This window comes from Agrobacterium sp. 10MFCol1.1 (assembly GCF_000381165.1).
Classification (GTDB): Bacteria; Pseudomonadota; Alphaproteobacteria; order Rhizobiales; family Rhizobiaceae; genus Agrobacterium; species Agrobacterium tumefaciens.
In genome coordinates this window covers 673088-693416 of the sequence record NZ_KB906073.1, presented here as the reverse complement: position 1 = coordinate 693416, position 20329 = coordinate 673088, and the positions used below count along the sequence as shown (strand labels likewise).

Here is a 20329-nt window from a genome sequence, read left to right as displayed (position 1 = left end):
TTTACACTCCGTATGGCCGGCGCAGATCGAGCGTCAGCGGAAATTCTGGCGACACGGTTTCCGCCATCAACGGATATTGCCCGGCCGTATGTCCCCATGGTTCGAAACGGGCAAGGCGGCGTGCCTCGGCCTCGTTGCCGTTGACGGGAAAGGTCTCGTAATTGCGACCACCCGGATGAGCAACATGGTAGATGCATCCGCCGATCGATCGTCCCGACCATGTATCATAAATGTCAAAGGTCAAGGGCGAATTGACCGGCAGAACGGGATGCAGGCCGGAAGAGGGCTGCCACGCCTTGAAACGAACACCGGCGACCGCAACGCTTCGGTTTTCCGTCGGAGTTAGCGGAACGGCGCGACCGTTGCACGCCACGGTATAGCGCGCAGGGTTGGAGGTTTCGAGGCGGACCTGCATACGCTCGACGGAGCTGTCGACAAAACGCACGGTTCCCCCGATGGCACCCTGTTCGCCCATAACATGCCAGGGCTCCAGAGCCTGGCGCAATTCCAGCTTCGCGCCTTCGTATTCCACCTCACCGAAGAAGGGGAAACGGAACTCCTGCTGGGCTGTGAACCATTCCGGCTTCAGGTCGAAGCCATTTTCCCTCAGGTCTCCGAGCACGTCCATAAAGTCCGCCCAGATGTAGTGCGGCAGCATGAATCGGTCTGCAAGTGCCGTGCCCCAGCGCACGAATTTGCCGGCGGCGGGGTTTTTCCAGAAACGGGCGATGAGGGCGCGCACCAGCAATTGCTGGGCGAGCGACATGCGGGCATTCGGCGGCATTTCGAAGCCGCGGAACTCCACAAGGCCAAGGCGGCCGGTCGGCCCATCCGGAGAAAACAGCTTGTCGATGCAGATTTCGGCGCGGTGGGTGTTGCCCGTCACATCCGTCAGGAGGTTGCGGAACAGGCGGTCGACCAGCCATGGCAGCGGCGGCGCACCCTGGCCAGGGGCAGGCACCTGCGCCAGCGCGATCTCCAGTTCGTAAAGACTGTCGTGGCGGGCTTCGTCGATGCGGGGCGCCTGACTCGTCGGTCCGATGAACAGGCCGGAGAACAGGTAGGAAAGCGACGGGTGCCGCTGCCAGTGCAAGACAAGGCTTTTCAGAAGGTCGGGACGGCGCAGGAAAGGGCTGTCATTCGGGTTGGCCCCGCCCACGACCACATGGTTGCCACCACCGGTGCCGGTGTGACGGCCATCGATCATGAATTTGTCAGCGCCCAGACGCGTCTGTCGCGCCTCTTCATAGACCGCCGTGGTGATGTCGACACAATCCTTCCAGCTTGCGGCCGGGTGGATGTTGACCTCGATGACGCCGGGATCGGGCGCGACACGGATGACATTGATACGCTCGTCATGCGGTGGAGCATAACCTTCGATATGGACGGGCAGCCCGAGCTCGGCCGCTGCCGCTTCTGCCGCTGCGACCAGTTCCAGATAATCCTCGATGCGTTCGACAGGCGGCATGAAGACGCAGAGCCGTCCATCGCGCGGTTCCACCGACATGGCTGTGCGCACCGCGCCGCCGATTTCACCAAGCGTCTGCTCGATGCGTTCCTGGCCGGATGCCTCATCCGCATGGAAAGACGCTTCCGGCATGGTGCGTCCGGAGGGCTGGAATTTCTCGGGAAGCGGCCCTCGCGGGATCGAAGGGTCAGCTTCATGGATATAAGGATAAGCGGATGGCGGCACATGGGGCAGGGTGCCAAGCGGCAGGCGGTAGCCTACCGGGCTATCACCCGGAACGAGGAAAATCTTGCCGCGCCGTGTTTTCCATTTCTCGCTGACCCAGCGTTTGTCTGTGGTGGGCTTAGCGTTCCACGCCTGCACCGGAAGAATATAACCCGTCGGTGTCGTCAGCCCGCGTTCGAACACGCGGGCAAGGCGATTGCGTTCTTCCGGGTCTTTCAGTTTCGAGTTGGACGGATCGACATTTTCGGGAAGACTACCTTCCTTGATGATCCATTCGGCCGGATCCTCATAGGCCGGAAGCACCAGATCCGGCTCCACACCGAGATGAGTGGCGATACCGCTCAGTAGCTTTTGCGCGTCGTCGGCCGCAACACCGGTATTTGCGCCTTCTTCGGCAATCAGCGCAGGGTTCTGCCAGATCGGCAGACCGTCCTTTCGCCAGTAGAGCGAAAATGTCCAGCGCGGTAGGCTTTCGCCCGGATACCATTTTCCCTGCCCGTAGTGCAGGAAGCCGCCGGGCGCGAAACGTTCGCGCAGGCGGCGGATCAACACGTCCGCTTTTTCGCGTTTCGTCGGTCCAACCGCGCCGGTGTTCCATTCCTCGGATTCGAAATCGTCGATGGAAACGAAGGTCGGCTCGCCGCCCATGGTCAGCCTGACGTCATGGGCGTTCAGAACCTGATCGACCTTTTCGCCGAGTGCATTGAGGCTCTCCCAGCTCTCATCGGAGAAGGGTTTGGTGATGCGCGGGGTCTCGGCAACGCGCCGAACCTGCATGTCGAAAGCGAATTCCGTATTGGCCTCGCCGAAATAACCGCCGGAAATCGGTGCGGCATTGCGGAAATGCGGCGTTGCCGCCAGCGGAATATGGCTCTCGCCGGTCAAAAGCCCCGAAGTGGGGTCGAGACCGACCCAGCCGGCGCCCGGCATATAGACCTCGGCCCAGGCATGCAGATCGGTGAAATCGACCTCTGTCCCTGACGGGCCATCCAATGCCTTGAGATCCGGTGTCAGCTGGATGAGGTATCCCGACACGAAACGTGCGGCAAGGCCGAGATGTCTCAAGATCTGGACGAACAGCCAGCTGGTGTCGCGGCATGAACCCTTGCCGGAAGCCAGCGTTTCTTCCGGCGTCTGAACACCCGGTTCCATGCGGATGACGTAACCGATTTCCTGCTGCAGACGGGCATTGAGGCCAACGACCATATCCACCGTCGGCTGCCCGGGTGTGTGGTCCACGGTGGCCATGAAGGCGGAAAGCAGGGGGCCGGTCGGTTCCGGTTTCATGTAGATGGACAGATCTTCCCGCAGCTCCTGCGGATAATCGAACGGCCACTTGGTCGCCTCTTCCTCAACGAAGAAATCGAACGGATTGTAAACCGTCATATCGGCGACAAGATCGACCTCGATCTTAAATTCCGTCGCCGGCTCGGGAAAAACGAAACGGGCGAGATAATTGCCGTATGGGTCCTGTTGAAGGTTCACGAAATGATTGGACGGTGAAACCTTGAGAGAATGGCTGATAACATGGGTTCTGGAGTGCGAGGCGGGCTTCAATCTTATGATTTGCGGTCCAAGGCGAACCGGATTGTCGTATTTATAATGCGTCAGATGATAGATGCTCGCTTTGATCGCCATTAATCTGCCTTGCCCGGTTTTCCGGTTTATGCGGTTTGTCCGCCCCTCTGAAATTATTTGGATTTTGTGCAATGCAGGAAAAGAAAGCAAGGATCATTTCCGGAGGCAACCGCATTGTTGGCCGAGGCGCCGATGTTTGCCGGCGCGAAGAATTGCCGCGGCTTTTTAATTGTCTCCCTGGGGATTTCTCCGCGGTTGTGGACAAGGTTGAACGGCGTGTTATTGCTGGGCATCGCAAGGTGCAGGATCGCAAACCGCTTTCCTTGCCGACTGACGTTTCGGAATGGAATGAATGGCAACAACGGTGACCGACGATCAGCGCAAGAGTGCGGCGAACCTATCGGGCTTCGATCTCGATTTTCGTTCGCAACTGCGCATGATGGGCAATGCCTTCTGGACGTCGCCGGTTCGCAACCGGCTGATATTGCTGTCGATTGCCCTGCTCACGGTGATATTGCTCACCGCTTACGGGCAGATCAGGCTCAATGAGTGGAACGCGCCTTTTTACAATGCGCTGGAGCGGCGCGATCTTGACGCCTTCCTCCACCAGCTCGAAGTCTTCGCGATCATTGCCGGGCTGTTGTTGCTTCTCAATGTCATTCAGACCTGGCTTAACCAGATGACGGCGCTGAACATGCGCGAGGGTCTTGCCAAGGATATGGTGGACCAGTGGCTGAAACCGGGGCGCGCCGCCCGCCTTGCCGGTTTCGGCACGATTGCGATCAATCCGGACCAGCGTTTGCACGACGATGTCCGCAACCTTGCGGAAAGCAGCACGGCGCTTTCCATCGGCCTTGTGAATGCGACGATCCTGCTCATCAGCTTCATCGGCGTTCTGTGGACATTGTCGGCAGGCTTTTCCATCACGATCAACGGCGATCCGGTCGCGATTCCCGGATACATGGTCTGGGCGGCGATCCTTTATGCGGGCTCGGCGTCCCTGCTCAGCAACCTTGTCGGCTATCGTCTGGTCGGCCTGAATGCTGAACGTTATTCAAAAGAGGCCGAACTACGCTTTTCCCTGATGCGGGCCAGCGAAAATCTGGCGGCGATTGCGCTTGCGCGTGGTGAAAAAAACGAGCGGCGGCGGATCGGCGTCGATATCGATGCCGTGCTCGGCGTAATCCGCGGGCTCGCTTTAGCAATGACGCATCTGACCTGGGTGTCGTCGGGCTACGGCTGGTTGGCGGTTGTGGCGCCCATTCTTATCGCAGCGCCGGTCTATTTTTCCGGCAACCTCACCTTCGGCGGGCTGATGATGGCCGTCGGCGCCTTCAACCAGGTCAATACCGCACTTCGCTGGTATATCGACAATTTCGGGCCGATTGCCAGCTGGAAGGCGACGTTGCAGCGTGTTTCGGTGTTCCGCAACGCTCTGATCCAGATGGATAGCGTTGAACAGCACGGCCTCGCAATCGATCTTCAACGGAGTGCCGACAACGAAAAAATCCGCCTTCGGTCGGTGACTATCTGCCGTGATGCGGGCGGGCAGGATCTGGAGCGGGGTTTCCGGCTGCGTGAGGCCGAGGTTGAAATCGGGCGGGGTGATCGTCTGATGATCAATGGCGAACAGGGCGTGAACCGGCGGCTGCTGTTTGCCGCCATGGCCGGCCTGTGGCCATGGGGGCAGGGCAGGATCGAAATGCCCGAACAGTCCGACACGCTTTTCATTGCCCAGCACGGCTATTTGCCAACAGGTACGCTGCGCGAAATTCTGGCCTATCCACGCGCGCCCCAGCGGTTTGCGGAGGCAGACTATGTCGCGGCGCTGACCGCGTGCGGTCTCGGTGAAATGGCGCCACGGCTTGATGAACACATTCGCTGGGACAAGAAGCTGGATTCGGATGAACAGGCCAGCATCAGGATCGCCAATGCCCTGTTGTTGAAGCCGAAATTCATCGTCATCGACGATTTGCTGGAAGGGCTGGAAAAACAGACACAGGATACGCTGGCGGAGGTTCTGAATGGGATCGACGGCGTAGCGATTATCTATATCGGCAGATCAGAGACATTTCTGTCGGTTCTTACCCCGGCTTTGGCCCATCTGGACCATGCCTCCATGAAGGAAAATATCGTAAAGCCGGATATCGCTCCAAAATAAGCCGCCGGGTTATGCTGCTGTTGACATTATCGTGCGGATCAAAGCCGCAAATGCCATTTTTCGAGGTCCAGCCGTTGCTGTTTGGCAAGGCTTATTGTGCCGTCCGGCTCCATCTGCGAGCGCAGAACAAAGGTGCCGGTCGCCAGGCTGATGGCAATGACGCTGGCAACCGCGAGAATGATACGGTCGTAGCGCTGCTGTATCTTATTGTTTCCACTCCAGTCATAGGCCATTCGCACGCCCTCGCGGTTTTTTGGAATCGTGCCGCATCATGGTTAACCGAAGCTTACGATGGCTTCGTGATTCCTTGCTGTTTTGGAAGGGCTGCCGCGAAAAATCGGCTATTGGCTGAGCGGGCGCGGTTGTTTAAATCCGGCGGCGGGAGGTTCTTGAAAGGAATTTGATATGGAACAGCAACCGCCCGCCGATATGGAACTCACGCTCAGAACGCTTGCCATGCCGGCTGACGCCAATCCGGCCGGCGACATTTTCGGCGGTTGGGTGATGTCGCAGATGGACCTTGCCGCCTTCGTCCGCGCCAATGATGTGGCAGGCGGGCGTACCGTCACAGTGGCGGTTCATGAAATCGTCTTCAAGAAACCGGTCAAGATCGGCGATACATTGTGTGTCTATACCAGGATCGAAAAGGTTGGGCGCACCTCCGTCACGCTCAAGATCGAGGCCTGGACCCGCAGGCACTATCAGGATTCCCGGGAAAAGGTTACGGAGGCCGTCTTCATCATGGTAGCGGTGGATGACAAAGGCGAGCCGCGCCCTGTGCGTAAAGAGGTGTAAGGCGCTTTCCTTCGAAGGAAACTTCCGACCGTTCGCAGGCAGCCGAAAGAGCATGAGGCTCTTCGGCTCCGCCAATTCGATCTCCGAACGCGCAATACTTTAGAAATATCCAATTTATTTATCAATTTTTGCGATCAAGGTATGGAATAGGCGGGGATCAGGCTGTGACCATTCCAGGTGTTGTTATTGTTGGTGGCGCTCACGGCACGCTTGCCCTTGCCCGCAGCCTTGGCGCCCTTGATGTGCCTGTGCACTATATCACCCATGATTCACCGCTGCCGGGCTGGTCGCGTTTCGTGAAGAACACGATCCGCTGGTCCGGTCCTCTTGATGCAGGGGCGATGGCGTTTTTACGCGATATGGCAGAGAAGCATCATCTGAAAGGTTGTCTTCTGGTGCCATCAGGGGATGGCGAGGTTCAGCTCGTTTCACAACATCGCGACGAGCTTTCCGCCCTTTACAAAATCGTCCTGCCTGATTGGTCCTCCCTTCAATGGTTGTGCGAGAAACCGCTGCTCTACAAACGCGCGGCGGAACTCGGTGTCAGCTTCCCCCGGACCTATGCCATGACCTCGTCCGATGACGCCGATGCGCTGGACGTGACGTTTCCCGTTATCCTGAAGCCGAATATGGGCGGCGGCGATACCGCGATTTCCCGGGCGAAGGTTATCCGCGCCGATGACAGGCAGGCCCTGAAAGCCGCTTTTGCCGCTGCGAGCGGCGAGATCGGCGCGGGCAATGTCGTCGTGCAGGAGCTCATTCCCGGCGGGGGAGAAAGCCAGTTTTCCTATGCGGCGCTCTGGCGCGATGGCGAGCCTGTTGCAGAATTCACCGCCCGACGCCTGCGTCAGTATCCCGTCGATTTTGGTTACACCAGCACCTATGTCGAGGTTGTCGACAACCCTCAAGCGATCGATGCGGCACGGAAAATATTGAAATCGGCCGGTCACAGCGGGTTGGTCGAGGTGGAGTTCAAGCGGGATGGCAGGGATGGATCGCTGAAACTTCTCGATGTCAATCCGCGCCCATGGTCGTGGTTTGGCCTGTGTTCAGCGGCCGGCATCGATCTCGGCGCGCTGCTGTGGCAGGTTGCCAACGACATGCCGCGCGGCCAGATGCTAGATGCGCGGCAAGGTGTGTCATGGTCCTATCTTGTCCGTGATGCCATTGCCGCATTGACGTTGAATCGACGGGGACAGGCGGGAATTGGGGACTATGTCGCCTCTCTGCGCACAATCCGCAGCTGGGCGGCTTTTGCGGCGAACGATCCTTTGCCGGGCCTTATCGACCTGCCGCTCACGGTCTGGAGAGTCATCAAAAAACGGGTTCTGCCCGGTTTGAAGTTGCGGTAATCGGTAATGGTGTTTTTGCGGTCGGTAAAACGCTCTCTGAAATATGGGGTCATAAGGGCGGGGCTGGAGATAGCTTCCCTGCCGGCAGTTCGTGCGGCTTTTCCGGCTCTCGCCGGGCGTGGCGTGATCTTCACGCTGCACCATGTTCGTCCGGACGAGGAAGCGTCAGCTTTTGCGCCGAATGCACACTTGTCGATCACGCCACAATTTCTGGAAGAGGCGATAGAGGCGGCGCTCGAATGTGGTCTCGTTCCCGTTCATCTACACGATCTGCCGGGCCTGCTCGCCGATAATTCCGAGAAACGGTCGTTCTGTGCTTTCACGCTTGATGACGGCTATCGCAACAATGCCGAATATGCTGCACCGATTTTCCGAAAATATGCCGTTCCTTATACGATTTTCATCACGCCGGGTTTTGTGGAGCGGACGCGTAGCGTGTGGTGGGAAACCACTGCCGCGCTGACGCAGAAAGCCACGTCCTTTGAATTCGATTTCGGGTCAGGGCCGGAGGAGATTAAATCCGGCAGCCTTCCACAAAAAGCGGAAGCCTTTGCGCGTCTGGAAAACTTCGTCCAGATATTCGCGGAGGACGAGGCGGTGGAGAGGATTGACCGTGTCGCGGGGCAACATGGTATCGATCCGATCGCGATCGTGGAAAAACTCGTCATGGATGCGGCCGAACTCAAGGCGCTGTCAAGCGATCCCCTGGTCCATCTCGGCGCGCATACCATGATGCATGTGAACATGCGCAAGATCGATGCGGCGCGTCTGGCCTACGAAATCGAGGAATCGACAAGGCGGGTGGAGACCTATGTCGGCCATCGGCCGAGGTCCTTTTCCTATCCCTATGGCTGGATAAAGGCCGTGGGAGAACGCGAGGCGAAAGCGGTGTTTGATGCGGGATTTCCCGTAGCGGTTACCACGCAGGCCGGTGTTCTTGGGGCCCATAGCCTTGAAAAGCCGATGCTGTTGCCGCGCGTTTCGCTGAACGGTCGCTTTCAGAAAAAGCGCTTTGTCAAAGCGCTCATCTCAGGCCTGCCTTTCCGGTTCGTTTAGGGATCAACCTCTCCATGCCATCTTTCGCCGATGACGACGACGTGTGTCGGTGCGGCTAATCGATCTGTCGTGTTGTTTTTGTTATTCACATCCATTTATCTATTGATTATAAATAAATTTATCGAAGGAAAACATTACAACTTTTCTTAAGGTTTCGCCCGTGCTGTTGATATTTTCCGATGACCTGACCGGTGCGCTTGATGCGGCCGCCCCCTTCGCCGGGCGTGGGCTTTCGACTGAAGTTGCGATCGGTCTTGAGGGCGTCCCTGCAGCGGTGGCCGATGCGCCGGCCGTCCTCAGCGTCAATCTGGGGTGTCGGGATGGCAAGGCGGATGAAGCCCGCCGCCGCACGCAGGAACTGATGGCACTGGTTCCGGCCGATACAATTCTGTTCAAGAAGATCGATTCCCGCCTGAAAGGACATATCGCCGCGGAAATGGATGCTGTTTCCTATCGGCATGCGCTTGTAGCGCCAGCCATTCCGGATTTTGGACGCATCGTCGTAGACGGTTCCGTGTCCGGCTTTGGCGTTGACGGCACGATTTCGGTTCATGAAAGACTGGGCGGTCACGCCAGCCGCTGCGCAATCCCAGACACCCGATCGCATGCGGACATCAGGGAGGCTTTGCTTGCCGGGCGCGCAAACGGGGTTGATCTTCTGGTGGGCGCGCGAGGGCTGGCCGAGGCGCTGGCCGAAATGATGACAGCGCAGGCAGTGCCCGAAGCGGCATCTATTCCCGCGGGTAAGGGGCTTTTCGTCATAGGTTCGCGCGACCCGATCACCGTTGAACAAATTGAAATCCTTAAAGGAACGGGGTTGGTATCGGTCACCGATGCACCCAATGGCGTCGTGCCGTTTCACGCGCATGCTCGTTCCAGGCTGACGCTTGTTTACGCGACGCAAGGGGCGGAAGATCTTTCCCCGCTCGAGGTTTCAGACCGGCTGGCGTATGGCGTCGTGCCGCTTTTCACCACCGGGACCGACACGTTGCTTTTGTCCGGCGGCGCCACGGCCGAAGCGGTGCTGCTTGCCATGGGGGTATCGCGTCTGCGCCTTGCCGGCGAGTGCCTGCCCGGTCTTGGTGTCGGCTGGTCCGGCGACCAATGTATCATTGCGAAGTCAGGTGGTTTTGGGCAAGCTGACACGTTGAAACGGATTGCGAAAATGATGCTTGGCGAAAATGACGCTGGAGAAAGCTGACCAGATGGGGCTGATGAAAGAAACGGCGCGCAAGGCACTTCCGGACATTATTTTCGAGAGAATGCACCGGGCGATCAAATCCGGCGCCTACAAGCCGGATGAACGGCTTCCGACCGAACATGAACTCGCCATGGAATTCGAAGTGTCGCGACCGGTGGTCCGCGAGGCGCTTCGGCGGCTGCGCGAACAGGGGTTCATCTATTCGCGAAGGGGTTCCGGCAGCTATGTGCGGGCATTCGGCCTGCGCGAGCCGCTGGGCTTCGGCCAGCTCGAAAATGTCGCTGACCTGCTGAACTGTTATGAATTCAGGCTGACTCTGGAGCCGGCAGCTGCTGCGGCGGCGGCCTTGCGGCATGATGGCGAGAGGCTCGTCGCAATCAAAAAGGCGCTCGAGCTGATGCGGGACGCGACCAATCGCCAGTCCCACCGTGAGGATGCCGATTATCAGTTCCACCTTGCCATCGCACGGGCGGCACGGAATAGCTATTTCTCGACTGCGATGGAGGCTCTCAAGGACCACATTGCGGTGGGAATGAAGTTTCACGGCATGTCGGTGAAGCGTGAGGCATCCGGCCTTACCCGCGTGTTTGCCGAGCACGAGGCGATTGCGGTGGCGATTGCCGAAGGAGATGCCGAGGCCGCGCGGCGGCTGATGCACGACCATCTGACGGGATCACGTGACCGCCTCTTCGAGTCTTCGCATACGGATTGAGGGAAGTGACGGCGAGCCGGTGCGCGCGATAGCGCACCGGACTTTCGATTAGAAAGCGCGGCGGTAAATGCCGAGCACGTCATCAAGGCTCATATCGACGGGATTGTTGTCCATCAGCCGGCGGATTGCGTGAGCGTCTTGCGCATAACGGGGAAGGTCGGTTTCGCTTGCCCCGTGCCGCGCAAGGGACATTTCAATGCCGAGGCCGGCGCAGAAATCTGTCGCTGCCTTGCGAAGATCATCGGATGAAAGATGCTCGCGAAGCCCAAGCGCTCCGGCCACCTCCGCCGTCTTTGCCGAAACCGCGTGCTGGTTGAAAGCCAGAACATGCGGGAAGACGATAGCGTTTGCCAACCCGTGCGGCAGGTTGAGAAGCGTGCCGAGCGGATAGGCGATGGCGTGACCCGCCGCCGTATTGACCGGGCCAAGGCAGATGCCGCCATAGTAGGAGGCGAGCATCATTCCTTCGCGGGCTTCGGTATCAGCGCCGTCGCGAACGGCGCGCGCCAGATATTTGCCCACCAGCGAAAAGCCCATGCGGGCAAAACCGTCGATCATCGGATGGGCCTTGCGATTGGTGAAAGCCTCCACGCAATGCGCCATGGCATCCACCCCCGTCGCCGCTGTCACGGCTGATGGCACGGAATAGGTGAGTTCCGGATCGAGCACCGCGAAATCGGCAATCAGATGAGGGCTTTCGACCGCGACCTTGCTGCCCTTGACGGGATCGGTGATGAGCGAGCGAATCCCGGCTTCCGAGCCGGTTCCGGCGGTGGTGGCGATCTGGACGAGCCTGGTGTCGCGCCCTGCGACCCTGTTCGGTCCTGCCACATCCTCAAGCGTTTGGCTGGAATTCCAGAGTGCGGCGACGAGCTTCGCCACATCCATCACCGAGCCACCGCCGAGGCCGATGACGAGATCGGGTTTGGCGGCGCGCGCTGCGGCCAGTGCTGCATCGAGCGTCCCTGTGTCCGGTTCGCCGGGAATGGCGTCGAAGACAGTGAAAGGACCCTGCAATTGCAGCCGGTCGGCAAATTTCGCGGTCAGCGGCGTGGCGATCACCAGGGTCGAAGCGGTTTTGACGGCCCAGGCGCCGACCTGAGAAATGGTGCCGGCGCCAACGGCAAGCCTGCGCGGCTGATGGATGAGAATGGCGGCTGTGGACATGGTGTTCATCCTCTTGCGCCCTTGCCCGCCACGAGCTTGCGCGCATAGGCTATGGCCTCATTCATGTTGCCGTGATTGGCGATGCCTTTGCCGGCGATGTCGAAGGCCGTTCCATGATCGACCGAAGTGCGATCAATCGGCAGATCGACCGAGACATTGACGGCGGTATCAAAGGCGACGAGCTTGATCGGGATATGGCCCTGATCGTGATATTGCGCGACAACCAGATCGAAAGTGCCCGAATAGGCGCGGTGAAACACGGTATCGGCGGAGATCGGCCCGTGTACCTCGATGCCTTCAGCGCGCGCGGCGGCAACCGCTGGCGCAATCTGGTCATCATCCTCGGTGCCGAACAGACCGTTTTCGCCGCAATGCGGGTTGATACCGGCAACCGCGATGCGCGGCCGCTCGTAACCGATGCGCTTTAAATGAGCATTGCCAGCGCGGATGGTCGCCAGCACCCGCTCCGTCGTTGCCCGTCGAATGGCTTCCTGCAGGGACACGTGGGTCGAGACGTGAATGACCTTCAGCCGCTCGGAGGCAAGCAACATGTAGGCGGCTGAAGAACCGGTTAGGCTGCGCAGCATGCCGGTGTGGCCGTCATAATGGTGGCCCGCAAGATTGAGGGCCTCCTTGTTAATCGGAGCAGTGACGATGCAGCCGATTGCGCCCGCTTCGGCATCCCGCACCGCTTTTTCAATGAAACGGAAAGCGGCGTCTCCGGCAACCGGCGACAGCGTGCCCCATGGCAGCGGCGCACCCTCCACCGGCAGATCGACCACATTCCGAGTAAGATCGATGTCGATGCCAAGCGCACCCCGCGCCGCTTTCAGCGTGGCAAGGTTGCCATAAATCCGCGTTGCTTCTCTATGCGGGGCGGACATTTCCGCAAGCGCGCGGACGGTGATTTCCGGGCCGACGCCGCAGGGGTCACCCATGGTGATACCAATGATGTTGCTCATCCGATTCTCCCGTCCTTGGCGTCTGCCCAGCCGGGCGCCAGCCGGACATATTTGATTGCGCGGCGATGATAGGTGTAGCTTGCGTGCAGGGTACCGTCCGCTGCCTCCAGAAGCCATGGATAGGACATTTCCAGATTGCGGCCGTTGGTCGAATCGTTGGACAGGCAGGTGCCCGGCCCGTCCTCGATCAAAATCCGGGTAGGAAAGCTGCGGCCGTCGTCATCGGACAGGCAGATGGAAACCGGCGCGCGTGGCACGCCCCATATGGGCACACATCCACCGCTCGGATCGGCATCCGGTCTGTCGTCTTCCTCGCCCAGTTCGTCATAAAGCGAGGCGCGGCGATCGCTGGATTGCGCGGCGTTGACGGGGTTGCAGATCATCGCCAGCCTGCCGTCTGCGAGCCTGATCGCGGCGATGGAGGAATTATTGTTCGGTACGTCGGTCGGCAGCGGTTCTGTCCATGAGCGACCGCCATCTGTGCTTTCCGTGCGGTAAACGAAATCGGCCTGACGGCGGCGAAAAAAAGCGGAGTAGCGCCCATTCGTGCCCCCAACCGGGCTCATATGAACGCAGCCGGTCGAGCCCGCTAGCTCCTGCAATTGCCATGTGAGGCCGTTGTCTTTCGATATGCCGAGTGCTGCGGTATCGTGGCTGCCGTTCCATTTCTGGCCGGGGCGTTGGACGCAGCAGAAGATCGGCAGAAGCCAGGCGCCGTCATCGCGGATGCGAAGCGGCGCACGGATGAAGCAGCCTTTCGGAAGATCGAGAAAACGGCCATCTTCGGCGGACAGCTTTTCCGGCGTTGCCGGGTCGTGGACGACCCGCGCCATGCGGATGCGGCATTCGTCCTGATTGCCGGATGGCTGGGCGGTGTGAAACAGCCAGAGAGTGCCATCAGGTGCGGTGAAAATAACCGGGTTCTGTTCGGAATGGGCGGGATCGTTGCTCAGGCGCTGCGGCGCTCCCCACCGGCTCGCGCCGGGTGTGAGCGCGGACGCGAAGATCGAAATATCCGATTTTCCCTCCAGCGTTCCGCCAAACCAGGCGCACAGCAGGGTGCCGTCCTGCAGAAGGTGCAGAAAGCTCGCATGGTTCTGGATCATCGGCGATGGCAGGAACGCTTCGTGCCGGTTTTCCGAAACGGCATGGATGGCTCCGGTCATGGCGTGAGCAATGTCATCAGGGGTCATCGTGGTCTCCTCTTGGTCTGATGAAAATGACATATTCAAAAAGTTGTCAAGTTTATTTAAGACAAAATGAGGTCCTAAAATTTTTGATGACTTAAAATAAATATATGTTTTATAACGATAAAACTTCTGTATTAGGTCTCAATAAAAAATCCTTCTGAAAAATAATTTGACAAAAAATGTGATAGCGTCGATGCTTTGATAACGGGTGGAGGAGACGATCATCCGCACGCCATGCTCCTCAATGCAGGAGACGGGGCTTTTGAATGCCTCTTGCGGCACGCCGCCATGTTGCTGAATTTCTGATCTGGGAGGAGAACGGAATGAAGAAGTCATTGATTGCGGGCGCCCTTGTTATGGGTTGCCTTAGCGCCGCGGTTTCGCCGGCGCTTGCGGCGTCGGGGCCGATCAAGATCGTACTGGCGGAAGAGGCTGACCTGCTGGAGCCTTGCATGGCGACCCGCTCCAATATTGGTCGTATCATCATGGAAAATGTCAGCGAGACGCTGACCGAGCTTGATGTGCGCGGCAAGAACGGCGTGCAGCCGCGCCTCGCTGAAAAATGGGAGCAAAACGCGGATGGCAGCTGGCGTTTCCACCTGCGTGAAGGCGTGAAGTTTTCCGACGGCACGGGTTTCGATGCCAAGGATGTCAAGCATAGCTTCGAGCGCATCATGAGCGACAAGAATGCCTGCGAATCCCGTCGTTACTTCGGCGGCATGACCGTCACCCCCACGATTGTCGATGACCATACGATCGACTTCAAGACAGAGCCAGCCCAGCCCATTCTGCCGCTCCTGATGTCGCTCGTCACCATCGTGCCCGAAGAAACCAAGATGGAATTTATCCGCGAGCCTGTTGGCACCGGACCTTACAAGCTGACCAACTGGACACCGGGCCAGCAGATTGTTTTGACTGCACGTGACGACTATTGGGGCGCCAAGCCGCAGGTGACGGAGGCGACCTATCTTTTCCGCGCTGATCCCTCGGTTCGCGCCGCCATGGTGCAGACCGGCGAAGCCGATCTTTCACCCTCCATTTCGCAGCTCGACGCGACAAACCCGAAGACCGACTTTTCCTATCTCGACAGCGAGACGGTCTACATGCGCCTCGACCACAACATCGCGCCGCTGAATGACGTGCGGGTGCGCCGTGCACTCAACCTCGCCATCGACCGGCAGGCTTTCCTCGGCACGCTGGTTCCCGAAGGTGCAGTGCTGGCCACCGCACTCGTTCCGCCGACCACCCTCGGCTGGAACCCTGATGTCAAGGTTTTCCCCTACGACCCTGATGGCGCGAAGAAGTTGCTGGAGGAGGCAAAAGCTGCTGGTGTGAAGGTGGATACGCCGATCACCATCATCGCGCGCACCGCGAACTTCCCTAATGTCACCGAGATCATGGAGGCGATCCAGCAGCAATTGCAGGAAGTCGGCTTCAAGATCGACCTCAAATTCGTGGAAGTGGCCGAGCACGAAAGCTATTATTCCAAGCCCTTCAAGGAAGGCCGGGGACCGCAGATCGTCGCTGCCATGCACGACAATTCCAAGGGTGATCCGTCCTTCACCATGTTCTTCAAATATGCCACCAAGGGCACGCAATCCGGCTTCTCGGACCCCAAGGTGGATGACTTGATCGAACGAGCATCTGCAGCCGTCGGCGATGAACGCGCCAAGCTCTGGTCCGAGCTCATCGCCTACCTGCATGACGATGTCGTGGCGGATGTGCTGCTGTTCCACATGGTTGGCTTCTCACGCGTCTCCGAACGGCTGGACTTCAAGCCCACCATCGCCACCAATTCGATGCTGCAGCTTTCGGAAATCGGCATCAAGTAAGCCGGTATTTCATCTGCCAAAGAGCGGCGGCGGAGCTTTAGCTTCGCCGTCGTGCTGAACACCGGAGGTAACCATGCTGAGCTTCATCCGAAAACGTTCCGTTGCGAGCCTGATCTCCCTGATCGGCCTCATCGTAATGGTTTTCTTCCTCTCCCGCCTGACGGGCGACCCGGCCGCACTGTTTTTGCCGGTGGAGGCTTCGGAGGAATTGAAGCAGCAGTTTCGTGCGCTGCATGGGCTGAACGATCCGTTGATGGTGCAGTTCCTGCGCTACGCGGGCGACGTGATGACGGGGGATCTGGGTGAATCGCTCAGGAAAGCCCGCCCTGCGCTGGATGTGGTGCTGGAGGCTTTCATCTGGACGCTGTGGCTTGCGGTCATCACCATGTCGCTCGTCACCACAGCAGCAATCGTCGTCGGTTCGCTTGCCGCTTTCCGCTCCGGTGGCTTCTTCGATCGCATGGCCTCCACCATTTCGCTCATCGGCGCTTCCGTGCCGGATTTCTGGCTCGCGATCGTGGCGATCGTGGTGTTTTCCGTCAATCTCGCCTGGCTGCCCACCTCCGGCACCGGCTCGGTGCTGCACTGGATACTGCCGATCTCGGTTCTGTTCGTGCGCCCCTTCGGCATCATCGTTCAGGTGGTGCGCGGCTCGATGATCGGTGCGTTGTCCTCTGCCTATGTCAAAACGGCGCGCGCCAAGGGTGTGAAATCGGGTCCGATCATCTTCATCCACGCCTTGCGAAACGCCATGCTCCCGGTCATCACCGTCATCGGCGATCAGGCGGCAAGCCTTCTCAACGGCGCGGTCATCGTCGAAACCATCTTTGGTTTCCCCGGGGTTGGCAAGCTGATGATCGATTCCATTCTTCAGCGCGATTTCAACGTCGTGCTGGCAGCAATTCTCGTGACCGCGCTTGCGATATTCCTGATGAATCTTCTGATCGATATCGCCTATGCGTTGCTCGATCCACGTATCCGGCACTGAGGAGACGTTCAGCCATGAGCCTTTCGAACGCCGATACAGAAATCATTGATGAGCCATCCTTTGCAATGCGCATGCTGCGCATGTTGTGGGCGGATAAATTCGCCCTCTGCGCCGCGATCTTCCTCGTCGTCGTCATCATTCTCGCCTTTGTCGGCCCGGCGTGGCTTGGCGAGCTGGCGACGAAGCAGAACCTGCGTGGACGCAACCTTGCCCCGTTCGAATGGCAACGCGAATGGTATTTCTGGCTGGGGGCGGATGCGCTCGGTCGCCCGCTGCTGGCGCGCATCGTTGCCGCCACGCAAAATACGCTGATGATCGCCGCCGGTGCCGTTTTCCTTTCCGCCGTCACCGGCACCGTGCTTGGCCTGATCGCCGGTTTTTCCTCCAACCGTGTTGGCCAGATCATCATGAGGCTCGCGGACGTGATCATGTCGTTTCCGTCACTGTTGATCGCGGTCATCGTGCTTTATCTGCTCGGCTCCTCCATCCTCAACCTGATGCTGGTTCTGGCGATAACCCGCATCCCCGTTTACATCCGCACCACAAGGGCCGAAGTGCTGGAGGTGCGTGAACGCATGTTCGTACAGGCGGCGCGCGTGATGGGCGCTTCGGGCAAACGTATCCTGTTCCGCCATATTCTACCCGTCGTCCTGCCGACGCTGACAACGCTTGCGACGCTCGATTTCGCCTATGTGATGCTGGCGGAAAGCGCGCTGTCTTTCCTTGGTATCGGCATTCAGCCGCCGGAAATCACCTGGGGCCTGATGATCTCGCAGGGGCGGCAGTACCTCACCAACGCCTGGTGGCTGTCCTTCTGGCCGGGCCTTGCCATCATACTCACCACCCTGTCGCTCAACCTGCTGTCCAACTGGCTGCGCATTGCGCTCGACCCTGTGCAGCGCTGGCGGCTGGAAATGAAAGGCCGCAAACATGGCTGACCATCTTCTCGATGTGCGCAACCTTTCCGTGGAGTTTCACACCGCAGGCGGTGTCGTGCATGCGGTGAAGGATGTTTCCTATCATATCGACCGTGGTGAAACGCTTGCGATCCTGGGTGAAAGCGGCTCGGGCAAATCGGTATCGTCCTCGGCCATCATGAACCTCATCGACATGCCGCCCGGACGTATCAGCGGCGGCCAGATATTTCTTGATGGCAAAGACCTTCTGACAATGCCGGCTGAGGCCCGCCGCGAGATCAATGGCCGGCGCATCGCCATGATCTTTCAGGACCCGCTCAGCCATCTCAATCCGGTCTATACCGTCGGCTGGCAGATCCGCGAGGCGATGACCACCCATGGAATGGACAGGGTGAAAGCCGAAGCGGAGGCGAGGCGGCTTGTCGCGCGCGTTGGAATTCCTGATCCGGACGGAGCCTTGAAGAAATATCCGCATGAATTTTCTGGCGGCCAGCGCCAGCGTGTGATGATCGCCATGGCGCTTGCGCTCCGGCCCGATCTCCTGATCGCCGACGAGCCGACCACGGCACTCGATGTGACGGTTCAGGCTGAAGTTCTTGCCCTGCTCAAGGAATTGCAGCGGGAAACCGGTATGGCCGTTCTCATCATCACCCATGATCTTGGCGTCGTTGCCGAAATCGCCGACCGCGTGGTCGTGATGGAAAAGGGCGTGCTGGTGGAGGCAGGCACGGTTCGCGAGGTCTATCGCAACCCAAAGCATCCCTATACCCGCAAGCTCATCAGCGCCGCCCCCGGCAGGGGCGAAATGCACGAGCCGAATGCGACCGGCGAACCGCTGCTCCGTGTGCGCGATGTGCGCAAACGTTATGGGGCTTTCGAGGCACTGAAGGGCGTTTCCTTCGACCTTATGGCGGGGGAAACCATAGCTGTCGTTGGCGAAAGCGGTTCCGGCAAATCGACACTCGCGCGCATTCTGCTCCGGCTCGACGAGCCGGATGCCGGCAGCGCCGAGTGGAAGGGGCGTGATCTCTTCAAGCTTTCGCCTGCCGAACTCTTTGCCCTCAGGCGTGATTTACAGATGGTGTTTCAGGATCCAACCCAGTCGCTGAACCCCCGCATGACTGTGTTCCAGCTGGTTTCCGAAGCCTGGGTGATCCATCCGGACATACTACCCAAAGCGAAATGGCGCGAACGGGTCGCGGAATTGCTGCATCAGGTCGGCCTCTCGCCGGAACATATGCGCCGTTATCCGCATCAGTTTTCCGGTGGGCAGCGGCAGAGGATCGCGATTGCCCGCGCGCTGGCGCTGGAGCCGAAGCTCATCATCTGCGATGAAGCGGTCTCGGCGCTCGACGTGTCTGTCCAGGCGCAGGTTGTTGCACTTCTTGACAAGCTGCGCCGTGAAATGGGCCTCTCCTTCATCTTCATCGCGCATGACCTGCCGGTGGTCCGCGATTTTGCCGATCACGTCATGGTCATGCAGCGGGGAGAGGTTGTGGAATTCGGGACTGTCCGGCAGGTTTTCGAAGCGCCGCGCGAGGCCTATACGCGCGCACTTCTTTCCGCCAGCCTCGATCCCGACCCCGATATGCAGTCTGTGCGTCCGATCGATGCCGATCACACTATTGGAAATCCAAGCGGAGTTCTTTCATGACCAAACAAGCCTTCGTCGCGCTCGTGACCTGTTTCAACCAGGACGAAACCATCAATTACGAAGCGACCCGTGCGCAGGTGCGCCGTCAGGTGGCGGCCGGCAACAACATCATGTGCGCCGGAACGAACGGCGATTTCACCGCACTGACGCATGAAGAAAAAATCCGGCTGACGGAAGAGGTGGTGGACGAAGTTGCGGGCCGTGCGAAGGTCATCGTCAACGCCGGCATGCCCGCCACTTTCGAAACGCTGCAACTCGCCAAAGCCTTCGACCGCATCGGCGTAGACGGTATTGCCGTCATCACACCCTTCTTCATCGCCTGCACCCAGGATGGGCTGATCCGCCATTTCTCGACTGTGGCCGACGCCGTCGAAACACCGGTCTATCTTTACGATATTCCCGCCCGAACCCAGAACCACATAGAGCCGGAAACCGCCCGCAAACTTGCCGCCCATGGCAACATTGCCGGCATCAAGGATTCGGGCGGTGCGCAGCAGACGCTGGAAGCCTATCTACAGGTAGCAAAGGAGATGCCCGGTTTCGAAGTCTATTCCGGCCCGGATCATCTCGTTCTCTGGTCGTTGCAGAACGGTGCCGCCGGCTGCATCTCCGGCCTCGGCAACGCGCTCCCGCATGTACTTGCCGGCATTCTCAATGCTTTCAACGCCAGCGATATCGCCGAGGCCGAACGCCAGCAGGCGATCTATACGGATTTTCGCACCGATCTCTATGCGCTCGGTTTTGCGCCCGCCATGGTCAAGCGCTCGCTTTACCTTCAGGACCCATCCGTCGGCGCCAGCCGGCAACCCGCCCTTCTGCCGGATCAGGAACAGGACGATCGGATCGTGGAAATATTACGTCGTTATCAACAGCTGTAACGCCACCGCCCGAATGTGACGTGCAGGAGTGACGCGGTATGGCGCCACGTGAAAAATATCCACAAAACGGCCAGAAGCCGAAGCATTTATACAGCCTTGTCCGTGACGAATAATTTGTGACACAAACACGAAATTTCCCTTGTCAGTCCCGCCATTGATGTTTATGAGGAGCGCGCAACGCAAGCGTTCGCGC

General features: G+C 59.0%; 17 protein-coding genes. 12 read left to right on the top strand and 5 right to left on the bottom strand.

The annotated features are described in order from the left end of the window. Nucleotide 1 precedes the first annotated feature (1 nt). Entirely contained in the window at nt 2-3331 is a 3330-nt protein-coding gene (locus tag F617_RS0107960; protein ID WP_003511533.1) for a DUF2126 domain-containing protein, read from the bottom strand. Between the two features lie 71 nt (nt 3332-3402). Here F617_RS0107960 and F617_RS28315 point away from each other — a divergent pair, with 71 nt between their 5' ends. Then, nucleotides 3403-3639 carry a hypothetical protein gene (locus F617_RS28315; protein ID WP_003511532.1) on the top strand — a complete coding sequence of 79 codons (237 nt, stop codon included), beginning with the start codon at nt 3403-3405 and terminating at the stop codon, nt 3637-3639. Beyond that, nucleotides 3624-5432: an ABC transporter ATP-binding protein/permease gene (locus F617_RS0107950; protein WP_019564972.1), complete on the top strand. Its 1809-nt coding sequence runs from the start codon at nt 3624-3626 to the stop codon at nt 5430-5432. Before F617_RS28315 ends, F617_RS0107950 begins: the two co-directional genes overlap by 16 nt. Before the next feature lie 38 nt (nt 5433-5470). On the opposite strand, the gene F617_RS0107945 is transcribed toward F617_RS0107950, so the two are convergent. After that, nucleotides 5471-5665 (bottom strand): hypothetical protein, encoded by a 195-nt coding sequence (locus F617_RS0107945; protein WP_013761913.1) that lies wholly within the window; start codon nt 5663-5665, stop codon nt 5471-5473. 172 nt (nt 5666-5837) lie between these two features. Between F617_RS0107945 and F617_RS0107940 the strand changes: the two genes are divergently transcribed. The 5 genes from F617_RS0107940 to F617_RS0107920 all read left to right on the top strand — a co-directional run bounded on the left by F617_RS0107940 (nt 5838) and on the right by F617_RS0107920 (nt 10548). After that, nucleotides 5838-6227, top strand: coding sequence for an acyl-CoA thioesterase (locus tag F617_RS0107940; RefSeq protein ID WP_019564971.1), 390 nt, complete (start codon nt 5838-5840; stop codon nt 6225-6227). 164 nt (nt 6228-6391) lie between these two features. Beyond that, complete coding sequence (locus F617_RS28825; protein ID WP_019564970.1) at nt 6392-7579, top strand: ATP-grasp domain-containing protein; 1188 nt, start codon at nt 6392-6394, stop codon at nt 7577-7579. 6 nt (nt 7580-7585) lie between these two features. Continuing rightward, nucleotides 7586-8635 carry a polysaccharide deacetylase family protein gene (locus F617_RS28820; protein WP_019564969.1) on the top strand — a complete coding sequence of 350 codons (1050 nt, stop codon included), beginning with the start codon at nt 7586-7588 and terminating at the stop codon, nt 8633-8635. Between the two features lie 160 nt (nt 8636-8795). Further along, nucleotides 8796-9836 carry a four-carbon acid sugar kinase family protein gene (locus F617_RS0107925; protein WP_019564968.1) on the top strand — a complete coding sequence of 347 codons (1041 nt, stop codon included), beginning with the start codon at nt 8796-8798 and terminating at the stop codon, nt 9834-9836. Between the two features lie 4 nt (nt 9837-9840). Beyond that, nucleotides 9841-10548 (top strand): FadR/GntR family transcriptional regulator, encoded by a 708-nt coding sequence (locus F617_RS0107920; RefSeq protein ID WP_003511522.1) that lies wholly within the window; start codon nt 9841-9843, stop codon nt 10546-10548. A gap of 48 nt (nt 10549-10596) precedes the next feature. Here the strand turns inward: F617_RS0107920 and F617_RS0107915 are convergent, their stop codons facing one another. The 3 genes from F617_RS0107915 to F617_RS0107905 are packed head-to-tail and all read right to left on the bottom strand — an operon-like array spanning nt 10597 to nt 13870. After that, complete coding sequence (locus F617_RS0107915) at nt 10597-11724, bottom strand: iron-containing alcohol dehydrogenase (RefSeq protein ID WP_019564966.1); 1128 nt, start codon at nt 11722-11724, stop codon at nt 10597-10599. After that, nucleotides 11721-12677, bottom strand: a complete 957-nt coding sequence (gene pdxA, locus F617_RS0107910) for a 4-hydroxythreonine-4-phosphate dehydrogenase PdxA (protein ID WP_019564965.1) — start codon at nt 12675-12677, stop codon at nt 11721-11723. The genes F617_RS0107915 and pdxA overlap by 4 nt, the downstream gene beginning before the upstream one ends. After that, on the bottom strand, nt 12674-13870 hold the full coding sequence (locus tag F617_RS0107905; RefSeq protein WP_019564964.1) for an exo-alpha-sialidase: 1197 nt from the start codon (nt 13868-13870) through the stop codon (nt 12674-12676). The genes pdxA and F617_RS0107905 overlap by 4 nt, the downstream gene beginning before the upstream one ends. 320 nt (nt 13871-14190) lie before the next feature. On the opposite strand from F617_RS0107905, the gene F617_RS0107895 reads away from it, so the two are divergent. The 5 genes from F617_RS0107895 to F617_RS0107875 all read left to right on the top strand — a co-directional run bounded on the left by F617_RS0107895 (nt 14191) and on the right by F617_RS0107875 (nt 20136). After that, nucleotides 14191-15699 carry an ABC transporter substrate-binding protein gene (locus F617_RS0107895; RefSeq protein ID WP_026330723.1) on the top strand — a complete coding sequence of 503 codons (1509 nt, stop codon included), beginning with the start codon at nt 14191-14193 and terminating at the stop codon, nt 15697-15699. 73 nt (nt 15700-15772) lie between these two features. Beyond that, a complete protein-coding gene (locus F617_RS0107890) occupies nt 15773-16687 on the top strand; it encodes an ABC transporter permease (protein ID WP_013761905.1) in 915 nt (304 codons plus the stop codon). Nucleotides 16688-16701: 14 nt separating this feature from the next. Continuing rightward, the gene (locus F617_RS0107885; RefSeq protein ID WP_013761904.1) at nt 16702-17625 is read left to right on the top strand and encodes an ABC transporter permease; all 924 of its coding nucleotides are present in this window, start codon (nt 16702-16704) and stop codon (nt 17623-17625) included. Then, nucleotides 17618-19258, top strand: a complete 1641-nt coding sequence (locus F617_RS0107880; protein WP_013761903.1) for an ABC transporter ATP-binding protein — start codon at nt 17618-17620, stop codon at nt 19256-19258. The genes F617_RS0107885 and F617_RS0107880 overlap by 8 nt, the downstream gene beginning before the upstream one ends. Continuing rightward, a complete protein-coding gene (locus tag F617_RS0107875) occupies nt 19255-20136 on the top strand; it encodes a dihydrodipicolinate synthase family protein (protein ID WP_019564962.1) in 882 nt (293 codons plus the stop codon). Before F617_RS0107880 ends, F617_RS0107875 begins: the two co-directional genes overlap by 4 nt. Nucleotides 20137-20329: the final 193 nt, after the last annotated feature.

What these genes read in the sequence shown, in the direction of transcription:
- F617_RS0107905 (WP_019564964.1), bottom strand. Translation starts at nt 13,870, where the DNA reads ATGACCCCTGATGACATTGCTCACGCCATGACCGGAGCCATCCATGCC.
- pdxA (WP_019564965.1), bottom strand. Translation starts at nt 12,677, where the DNA reads ATGAGCAACATCATTGGTATCACCATGGGTGACCCCTGCGGCGTCGGC.
- F617_RS0107885 (WP_013761904.1), top strand. Translation starts at nt 16,702, where the DNA reads ATGAGCCTTTCGAACGCCGATACAGAAATCATTGATGAGCCATCCTTT.
- F617_RS0107880 (WP_013761903.1), top strand. Translation starts at nt 17,618, where the DNA reads ATGGCTGACCATCTTCTCGATGTGCGCAACCTTTCCGTGGAGTTTCAC.
- F617_RS0107945 (WP_013761913.1), bottom strand. Translation starts at nt 5,665, where the DNA reads ATGGCCTATGACTGGAGTGGAAACAATAAGATACAGCAGCGCTACGAC.
- F617_RS28315 (WP_003511532.1), top strand. Translation starts at nt 3,403, where the DNA reads ATGCAGGAAAAGAAAGCAAGGATCATTTCCGGAGGCAACCGCATTGTT.
- F617_RS0107920 (WP_003511522.1), top strand. Translation starts at nt 9,841, where the DNA reads ATGGGGCTGATGAAAGAAACGGCGCGCAAGGCACTTCCGGACATTATT.
- F617_RS28820 (WP_019564969.1), top strand. Translation starts at nt 7,586, where the DNA reads ATGGTGTTTTTGCGGTCGGTAAAACGCTCTCTGAAATATGGGGTCATA.
- F617_RS0107915 (WP_019564966.1), bottom strand. Translation starts at nt 11,724, where the DNA reads ATGAACACCATGTCCACAGCCGCCATTCTCATCCATCAGCCGCGCAGG.
- F617_RS0107875 (WP_019564962.1), top strand. Translation starts at nt 19,255, where the DNA reads ATGACCAAACAAGCCTTCGTCGCGCTCGTGACCTGTTTCAACCAGGAC.
- F617_RS0107960 (WP_003511533.1), bottom strand. Translation starts at nt 3,331, where the DNA reads ATGGCGATCAAAGCGAGCATCTATCATCTGACGCATTATAAATACGAC.
- F617_RS0107890 (WP_013761905.1), top strand. Translation starts at nt 15,773, where the DNA reads ATGCTGAGCTTCATCCGAAAACGTTCCGTTGCGAGCCTGATCTCCCTG.
- F617_RS0107940 (WP_019564971.1), top strand. Translation starts at nt 5,838, where the DNA reads ATGGAACAGCAACCGCCCGCCGATATGGAACTCACGCTCAGAACGCTT.
- F617_RS0107950 (WP_019564972.1), top strand. Translation starts at nt 3,624, where the DNA reads ATGGCAACAACGGTGACCGACGATCAGCGCAAGAGTGCGGCGAACCTA.
- F617_RS0107895 (WP_026330723.1), top strand. Translation starts at nt 14,191, where the DNA reads ATGAAGAAGTCATTGATTGCGGGCGCCCTTGTTATGGGTTGCCTTAGC.